Annotated in this window: 6 protein-coding genes; 5 read left to right on the top strand and 1 reads right to left on the bottom strand. The window is 70.7% G+C overall.

The window, feature by feature from the left end; genetic code table 11:
- The 5 genes from ACFXAZ_RS00990 to ACFXAZ_RS00970 all read left to right on the top strand — a co-directional run.
- Nucleotides 1-1,563: ATP-binding protein (locus tag ACFXAZ_RS00990; protein WP_384583005.1), on the top strand; the 1,563-nt coding region annotated here is incomplete at its 5' end.
- 115 nt (nt 1,564-1,678) lie between these two features.
- Nucleotides 1,679-4,561 carry a Z1 domain-containing protein gene (locus tag ACFXAZ_RS00985; protein ID WP_384583115.1) on the top strand — a complete coding sequence of 961 codons (2,883 nt, stop codon included), beginning with the start codon at nt 1,679-1,681 and terminating at the stop codon, nt 4,559-4,561.
- Nucleotides 4,562-4,621: 60 nt separating this feature from the next.
- Nucleotides 4,622-5,023, top strand: coding sequence for a very short patch repair endonuclease (locus ACFXAZ_RS00980; RefSeq protein ID WP_384583002.1), 402 nt, complete (start codon nt 4,622-4,624; stop codon nt 5,021-5,023).
- Entirely contained in the window at nt 5,020-6,015 is a 996-nt protein-coding gene (locus ACFXAZ_RS00975; protein ID WP_384582999.1) for a DNA cytosine methyltransferase, read from the top strand. The genes ACFXAZ_RS00980 and ACFXAZ_RS00975 overlap by 4 nt, the downstream gene beginning before the upstream one ends.
- 11 nt (nt 6,016-6,026) lie before the next feature.
- A complete protein-coding gene (locus ACFXAZ_RS00970; RefSeq protein WP_384582997.1) occupies nt 6,027-7,391 on the top strand; it encodes a DNA cytosine methyltransferase in 1,365 nt (454 codons plus the stop codon).
- Between the two features lie 10 nt (nt 7,392-7,401).
- On the opposite strand, the gene ACFXAZ_RS00965 is transcribed toward ACFXAZ_RS00970, so the two are convergent.
- The gene (locus ACFXAZ_RS00965; RefSeq protein WP_384582994.1) at nt 7,402-8,280 is read right to left on the bottom strand and encodes a DUF6339 family protein; all 879 of its coding nucleotides are present in this window, start codon (nt 8,278-8,280) and stop codon (nt 7,402-7,404) included.
- Between the last annotated feature and the right edge of the window lies 1 nt (nt 8,281).

The raw sequence follows: 8,281 nt of genomic DNA, 5'->3' as shown, positions 1-8,281 counted from the left end.
TCTTCCGAGTGGCAGTTCGAGGTACCCACCGACGGCAGCAAACGGCTTCCTCCCACGAGCAGATCGTTCGCGTCGCTGGCGCACCAGGGGTACGGCTTCGAGGCCGCCATCGCCGACCTGATCGACAACTCCATCGACGCGCGGGCCCGCAACATCGTCGTCAGCTTCGTCCGGGACACCGGCGAGCGCGGCGGGCGGGACCGTCTGGTCGCCCTGCTCGTCGTCGACGACGGCCACGGCATGGACGAGGCGGGCCTGGACACGGCGATGACCGTCGGCGGACGCGAGGAGTACGCCGTCGACGCTCTGGGGCACTTCGGCGCCGGGCTCAAGGCGGCCTCGCTCTCCCACGCGGACGCGCTCACCGTGATCAGTCGGACCAAGCGCAGCCCCTCCGCCGGCCGGCGTTGGCTCACCTCCCGCGCCCAGGCCGACTTCACCTGCGACATCGTCGACGCGAGGTACTGCCAGAACCTGGTCGACCGGTACGACGGCGTCATCGGTTGGCACGGCACCGTCGTGCGCTGGGACCGGGTCCGCGCGTTCGAGACCATCACGGACGGCCAGACCGACCGCTACCTCGACGACGCCATCGAGCGGTTGGAGACCCACCTGGGCCTGTATCTCCACCGGTTCCTCGGCCGGGCGGACTTCCATGTCGACATCGTCGTGGAGGACGTCCACACCCGGGAGGAGCTGGACCACCGGGGCGTGGAGCCCATCGACCCGTTCGGCTACCGCGTTCCGGGTCGGGCCGGCTACCCCCGTACGTACGCCGCTCCCGTCGAAGGGGTGGGCGAGGTCGCGCTCCACGCGCACATCTGGCCGCCGAAATCACCCCTGGTCGCCTTCCGCGGCATCGGGGCGCTCGCCGAACGCCAGGGCTTCTACCTGTACCGCAACGACCGACTCGTCCAGGCGGGCGGCTGGAACGACACCCGCAGCCCCGAGGGTCATCTCGCCCTCGCCCGAATAGCGGTGGACCTGCCTCCCGAGCCCAACGACGTGTTCGCCCTCACCGTCAAGAAGGACGGCGTCCAGGTCACCCCGGCCTTCGCCCGCGGCCTCGAACGGGCCACGGTCCCCGGGACGGACCACACCTTCGCCGCCTACGTCCAGGAGGCGGAGGCCACCTATCGCGAGGCGGCCCGGCGCCGCACCGAGGTCAAACGCACCGCCGTCATCCCGCCCGGCAAGGGCATCGACCCCAAGCTGCGGCGGACACTCCGGGACGAACTGCCACAACTGGACGGTGAGGAGCCGATCACCTTCAGTTGGGCCCGGCTCGACACGCCGAACGGCACGGACCCCGCCGACCTGCTCTTCACGATCGACCACAAGGAGCGCCGGGTCGTCCTCAACAAGGACTACCGGCAGGCCTTCAACGGCGTCCGACGAGGCGGTTCGAACGACGCGCCGGTCCTCAAGAGCCTGCTCTACCTGATGCTCAACGAGATCTTCCGGAAAGAGCGGGTCTGGGCCAACCAGACCGACCGGATCGCCCTGTGGAACAGTGTGCTCGTCACCGCGGTACGAGCCGAACTGGCCCGCGCCGAGGGCTAGGGCCCCACATCCGACATCTCGCCGCACACCGGAAAGAGCCCCCGTCGCCGTGACAGCCGACAGCACGCCCGTCCCCGACCACCTCGCCGACCTCCACGGGGAGGCGCTCGACGCGATGAGCCGGCGCGGACCCCGGCACTTCGCCAAGCTCGCCTTCGCCCTCTCCGACGCCGACGAGCCGACCGACCCCGACCTGTCCCGCTTCCTCGACCGCGTCCTGGCCGCGGGAGCCGACGACGAACTGATCGCCCTCTGGCGACGCAGGCTCACCGCGTGGGACTTCGAACACTCCCCCACGTGGTCCACCACGGCGTCACGGACACCCGAGCGCCGCACGGAGGTCTACGACCGACTCGCCTTCGACGGCGATCTGCGCAAGGCACTGGACGACGCCGTCCCCGTCCACCGGGAACCGGGCACGGTCACCATCAGCCGCGAGTTCCAGCCCTGGTACACCCGGGAGACGGCGGCGAACCGCTCGTTCTACTGGCCGTCCTACGAACGGCTGTTGCGCCGCAAGGGATGGAGCGACACGGCGATCTCCGGACTGGACGAGGCCGCCCACGCCGTCGTCGAACGGCTCGCGGACCCCACCCGGGTGGAGCCCTACGGCGCGCGCGGACTCGTCGTCGGCTATGTGCAGTCCGGCAAGACCGCCAACTTCACCGGCGTCATCGCCAAGGCCATCGACGCGGGCTACCGGCTGGTGATCGTCCTGGGCGGCACCCTGAACCTGCTGCGCGGCCAGACACAGCGCCGGCTGGACATGGAGCTGATCGGCCGGGAGAACATCCTGGGCGCCACCGACCCGGACGACCCCGACGCCCTCGTGGACATCGACTACCAGGACGACGAGGACTGGCCGGGGAAGTTCGTCTCGTTCGGCGCCCGGCCCTCCACGCTCGGCGCCTTCGACATCGAACGTCTGACGTCCCGCGACCGTGACTACATGGCCCTGGAACGCGGCATCAGCGCCCTGGAGTTCGAGAAGCCCGACCGCACCCGACCGCTCCACGACCCCGCGAACCTGCACGCCGCGCGCGCCCGGATCATGGTCGTGAAGAAGAACATGTCGGTGCTGGAGAAGCTGGTCAGGGACCTGCGGAAGATGGGCCCCATCCTCCGCGAGACACCGGCCCTGATCATCGACGACGAGTCCGACCAGGCGTCGGTGAACACGACGGACCCGAAGAAGTGGGAGGCCGACACGGTCGGCCGCAGCGCGATCAACCGCCAGATCAGCAGGCTCCTCGAACTGCTGCCCCGCGCCCAGTACGTCGGCTACACGGCGACCCCGTTCGCCAATGTCTTCGTCGATCCGGGCGACGAGGCGGACATCTTCCCCCGCGACTTCCTGATCTCCCTGGCCCGTCCTTCCGGCTACATGGGCGTGCAGGACTTCCACGACCTGGACACGGTCGGCGCGGGCGAGGCGGAGAGGAGGCACGTCCGAGGCATCTACGACACGACGGGCGACCGTCTCCAGGAGGCTCTCGACGCCTTCGTCCTCACCGGCGCGCTGAAGCTCCACCGCGCCCACCAGGGGGTCCCCGAGGGGCCCTTCCGCCACCACACGATGCTGGTGCACGAGTCGGTCCGCATGAGCGAGCACGCCGCGCTCGCCGCCCGCATCGGCACCATGTGGCGCGACGCCGCGTACACGGGCCCGGCCGGCCACACCCGTCTGGCGTCCCTGTTCGAGCGGGACTTCCGCGGGCACGCGGACCCGGCCCTCCCCGTGCCCGCGTCGTACGCGGACCTGAAACCGTACGTCGCCGAGGCCCGCCGGCTGATCAACAGGGGCGGCGGCCCGGTGATCGTGGTCAACGGCGACCGCGAGCTGGACTACGCCCAGCCCGACCTCGACTTCGACCGCACCCCGAACGTCTGGAAGATCCTGGTCGGCGGCACCAAACTGTCCCGTGGCTTCACCGTCGAGGGGCTGACGATCACGTACTACCGCCGTACGACGCAGCAGGCCGACACCCTGATGCAGATGGGCCGCTGGTTCGGCTTCCGCCCCGGCTACCGCGACCTCGTGCGCCTCTACCTCGGCCGTGAGGAGACCGTCGGGCGCGGGCGCAACGCCAGGACGGTCGATCTGTACGAGGCGTTCGAGGCGATCTGCCGGGACGAGGAGCTGTTCCGCGAGGAGCTGACCCGGTACGCGCCGCTGGTCGACGGCCGCCCGCAGGTGACACCCGCGCAGATCCCCCCGCTGGTGGCGCAGCATCTGCCGTGGGTGAAGCCGTCGGCGCGGAACAAGATGTTCAACGCGGAGCTGGTGGAGATGCGGTCGCCCGGAACCTGGGTGGAGCCGACCGCGTACCCGGACACCCCCGCGGGGCTGGCCCACAACGTGACCTGCTGGGAGCCCGTGCTCGCCGCGCTGGGCCCGGATCCGGTACGACTGGCGGTCGGCGACGGAGCCGGCTTCGAGGCCCGGGTGGGGACCGTCTCCCACGACACCCTGACGAGGGTGCTGTGCGATCTGCGGTGGTCCGCCCCGAGCCAGTTCTCACCCCATCTGGAGTTCCTGCTCCGAGCCGGGCACACGCCGGCCACGATCGACGACTGGTTCGTGTTCACGCCGCTCCAGACCTCCGCGAGGCGACGCGAGGCCCGCGTCCTCGGGCACGCCCCGTTCACCCTGGCCCGCCGCGCCCGCCGTCGGGGCCCGTTGTTCGGTGCGATCAGCGAACCCAAGCATCGCTCCACCGCCCTGCGGGTCGCGGGCGCGTCCCCGACGCCCGGGAACACCGCCGTCGAGGAGCACGTCCGCCCCGGCCGCGGCGCGCTGCTGATCTACCCGGTGGTGGAGGCGGATCCCCGGCTGTCCCCCGACGGGTCGGTGGACCCCGCCGACCTCGTCATGGCCTTCTCCTTCGTCGCCCCGATGTCGTCGGTGCCGCCCGGCAGTCCGCTGGTGCGATTCCGGACGATCGACTCGGGCCGGCAGGATGCGATCACCATCGACCGCGACGACACCCGTTCCTGAGGCGCGACGACCTTGACCCACGCGAGACCCAGCCCTTCCTCCCCCCTCGTCTCCGCACGCATGTCCAAGCAGCCCAGCAAGGACACCGGGGCCGAGCTGGCGGTGCGACGACTGCTGCACGCGGCCGGCCTGCGCTACCGCGTGGAGTACCCGGTGCCGGGCATGCCCCGACGCCGGATCGACGTGGCCTTCACCGGGGTGAAGGTCGCGGTCCTGGTCGACGGCTGCTTCTGGCACGGCTGCCCCCTGCACGCCACCCGACCGAAGTCCAACGCACAGTGGTGGCGCGACAAACTGGACCGGAACATGGCCCGCGATCGGGAGACGACGGAGCATCTGATCGACGGGGGGTGGGTCGTGCTGCGGTTCTGGGAGCACGAGGATCCCGAGGAAGTGGCCGTACGGGTGGCGGCCGTCGTGGAGCGCCGTCGGACGGAACGGAACAGGGGGAGAGAGGCATGAAAGCACCGACCTTCGTGGATGTGTGCTCCGGGGTGGGGGGACTCGCCCTCGGGCTGGAGCAGGCGGGGTTCGAGCCGCGCCTGCTGCTGGACGACGACGAGCAGTCCGTCACGACACTGCGGACCAATCGGCCCGGGTGGAACGTGCTGCACACCGATCTGCTGGACTTCGACCCGAGCGAGCACCCCGAGACCTACGACGTGGATCTGCTCGCGGCCGGCCTGCCCCGTGTGAAGTCGAGTGCGACCGTCGGACGACCGGACTCGCGCGTGGAAGAGCGGCTGCTGGAGGCCACCGTCTATCTCGTCCACGCGATCAGGCCCCGGGCGGTGCTCATCGAGAACGTTCCCGGGCTCGCCCACTCGGACGCCTACCAGGCGTTCCGCGACTTCGCGCGGGAGGAGCTGGCCCATCTGGGGTACGAGTTCAGCTGGTTCGTCATGAACGCCGTCGACTTCGGCGTACCGCAGAACCGCAAGCAGGGCGTCCTGGTGGCCGTCGAGCGGCGGTGGGCCAGGGGGTTCGAGCCACCGGCGCCCTCCGTGCGGGAGCCGGCGACCGTGGGCGCCTCCCTGGGACCGTCCATGGCCGCACGCGGTTGGCGGGACGCCGCCCGCTGGGCCGCCCAGGCCGATCAACCGGCTCCGACGCTGGTCGGCGGCTCGAAGAACCGGGGCGGCGCCGACCTGGGCCCGACCGGCGCCAAGCGCAAATGGGCGACCATGGGCGTCGACGGGCACACGGTGGGGGACGAGGTGCCCGGCCCGGACTTCGTGTGGGACCCCGCGCTCGGCAGGAGCGGCATGGCGAAGATCACAACCGAACAGGCGGCGCTGTTGCAGGGCTTTCCCGATTCATGGGTGGTGTCCGGGCGCAAGACGGCCCGGTACCGCCAGATCGGGCAGGCGACGCCACCACCCGTCGGCAAGGTCCTGGGGCTGGCCGTCGCCGAAGCCCTCGACGGGGGTCCGGCGCACTCGGCCGATAGCTAGACTTCCGCCCCATGACCAGCACGGCGTCTCACCAGTCCGTCCTTGACAAACCCTTTGTCCTGGATCTCTTCGCGGGACCCGGAGGACTGGACGTCGCCGGGCACGCGCTCGCCATCCCCAGTCTGGGCATCGAGTGGGACAGGAGCGCGTGTCTGACGCGGTACGCGGCCGGGCTGGACACTCTCCACGCCGATGTGAGCGCGGTGCGCAGGGACTCCTTCGAGTCGCTGCCGCCGGAGATCAACGTGCTCGCCGGTGGCCCGCCGTGCCAGACGTACTCGGTGGCCGGGAAGGGCGCCGGCCGCAAGGCCCTGGACGAGGTCAAGAAGTACATCGAACGTCTGATGGCGGGCGACCCCGACAGGGCGATCGACAAGGATCTGAAGTCCCTCAGCGATCCGCGCACCGCGCTGGTCCTCGAACCCCTCCGGTACGCGATCCAGGCGACCAGGAGTCAGAACCGGGGACGTCGCCCGTACGACGTCATCGTCCTGGAACAGGTCCCCGCTGTCGTCGGGCTCTGGGATCACTACGAGAAGGTGCTGGAGGAGACCGGTCTCCCCGACGGCACCAGGTACGAGGTCGTCGTCGACGTGCTCGACACCGAGACCTACGGGGTGCCGCAGACGCGACGCCGCGCGGTGCTGATCGCCCGGCGTGTGGGGCTCGGCGGGCCCGCGCTTCCCCCACCGAGCCACCACGCCTACGAGGCCAAGGAATGGAATCGCAGGAGCGACGACGCGGCGCTTCGGGTCCATCGCCCGCCCGAGGCCCATCAGCCGACCCTCTGCGACGGTGACACGGACGAAGGCGGCACACCGGAGATCGTGGAGCGCCGGACGACCGACCCCGACGAGAAGCGACCCTGGGTGTCGATGGGCGAGGTCCTCGCCGCCCGGGTGGGAACGCACGCGGGTCGCGCCACCCCCTTCCTGGTCCGCTCGAACTACGGCAGCTCCGGAATTCCCGGGCGGCGCGGTGTGCGGACCGACCGGCAGCCCGCCGCCACCGTCACCGGCCGCATCTCCCGTTTCGTGGTCTTCGAGCACCTCGACGAGAAAGTCGTCCGAGAGGGCGCCCGGTTCAGCATGAACGAGGCGGGCATGTTGCAGAGCTTCCCACCGGACTATCCATGGTCGGGCACGGCACAGGCCCAGCAGGTGGGCAACGCCGTTCCGCCCCTGTTCGGCGCGCATCTGCTCAGCGCCGCGCTCGGTCTTCCCGCGCCGACCCCGGATCTCATGAGGAAGCCCTGGCAGCCGGCCACGGAGGAGCAGCGGGCCAAGCTGCGCAGCCACGGCTGCGGGGCGGCGGACACCTGTACCGCGAGGTGCCCGCGCCCCGAGGACCAGAAGTCGGTCCCCGCCTCCGAGTGACCGTGCCCGGTCAGTCCGTGTTCTTCCTGCCCCGGATCGGCGCGGTTTCGAACAGTTCCGCGAAGTAGTCGGTGAGCGCGGCCACGGACCCCTCCGGAACGGGGTCCTCATCGGGACCCGTCGGGAGGGCGTGCCGCCCGACGGGTGGCGCCGAACCCGCTTCCGCGATCCAGTCCCGCAGGCGGGCGGGGTCCCGGGGCTCGTCCGGTGCCAGGACGTCGTAGATCAGCGTCGCGCCGGCCGCGTTGATCGCGATGCTGAGGCCGTTCATCTCCCGCCCCTTGCCGGCCTTCCCGCTCGTCAGGAGGCGGACCAGGGCCTGGGCGGTCGGACGGTGGTCGATCAGATCCATCCGGAGAACGGTGTGGATGAGGTCCTGGTTGCCGCAGGCGGCCTCGGCCGGTCCGTAGTCGGGCCCGTTCCGATAGAGTTCGGCCGCCCACCACAGTCGGGAGAAGCACTGCCGGTCCGCGGGGCCCCGGAAACGTTCCGCGGGGATGCTTTTCTCGGGCTTCTTCGCCGTCGGCTCCGACAGATGACGCCAGGCGACGTAGTCGGGGGCCACCGCCAGGGCGAGGTGGTTCCACCGGCGCTTGTCCGCGGCTTCCCGCCGGGTCAGGCGGAGGGTGGCGTGGAGCCGTGGCGCGAGCCAGGCGTCGGCGCCGGTGCGGTTGTCCCGGAACGCGAACATGGCGTCGTCCACCAGGCTTCGGAGGGGCTCGACCGACCATCTGGCGTCGTCCTCGGGGAGCGGTTCGACGACCTTGGCCAGGTCGATGCCGCCGTGCACCTGTTCGCCCCTGAGCAGTTCCTCGGTGAGGAACGGGTCGACGGCCGAGTTGTCGAGCAGTGCCAGGCGCTCCGGTACATGGTCCGGTGAGGTGATCACG

This window comes from Streptomyces sp. NPDC059477 (assembly GCF_042749375.1).
Lineage (GTDB): Bacteria > Actinomycetota > Actinomycetes > Streptomycetales > Streptomycetaceae > Streptomyces.
This window is presented reverse-complemented; position numbering and strand designations above follow the sequence as displayed.

Excerpts from the sequence above, each read along its gene's own strand:
- ACFXAZ_RS00980 (WP_384583002.1), top strand. The coding sequence starts at position 4,622 with ATGTCCAAGCAGCCCAGCAAGGACACCGGGGCCGAGCTGGCGGTGCGA.
- ACFXAZ_RS00970 (WP_384582997.1), top strand. The coding sequence starts at position 6,027 with ATGACCAGCACGGCGTCTCACCAGTCCGTCCTTGACAAACCCTTTGTC.
- ACFXAZ_RS00985 (WP_384583115.1), top strand. The coding sequence starts at position 1,679 with ATGAGCCGGCGCGGACCCCGGCACTTCGCCAAGCTCGCCTTCGCCCTC.
- ACFXAZ_RS00975 (WP_384582999.1), top strand. The coding sequence starts at position 5,020 with ATGAAAGCACCGACCTTCGTGGATGTGTGCTCCGGGGTGGGGGGACTC.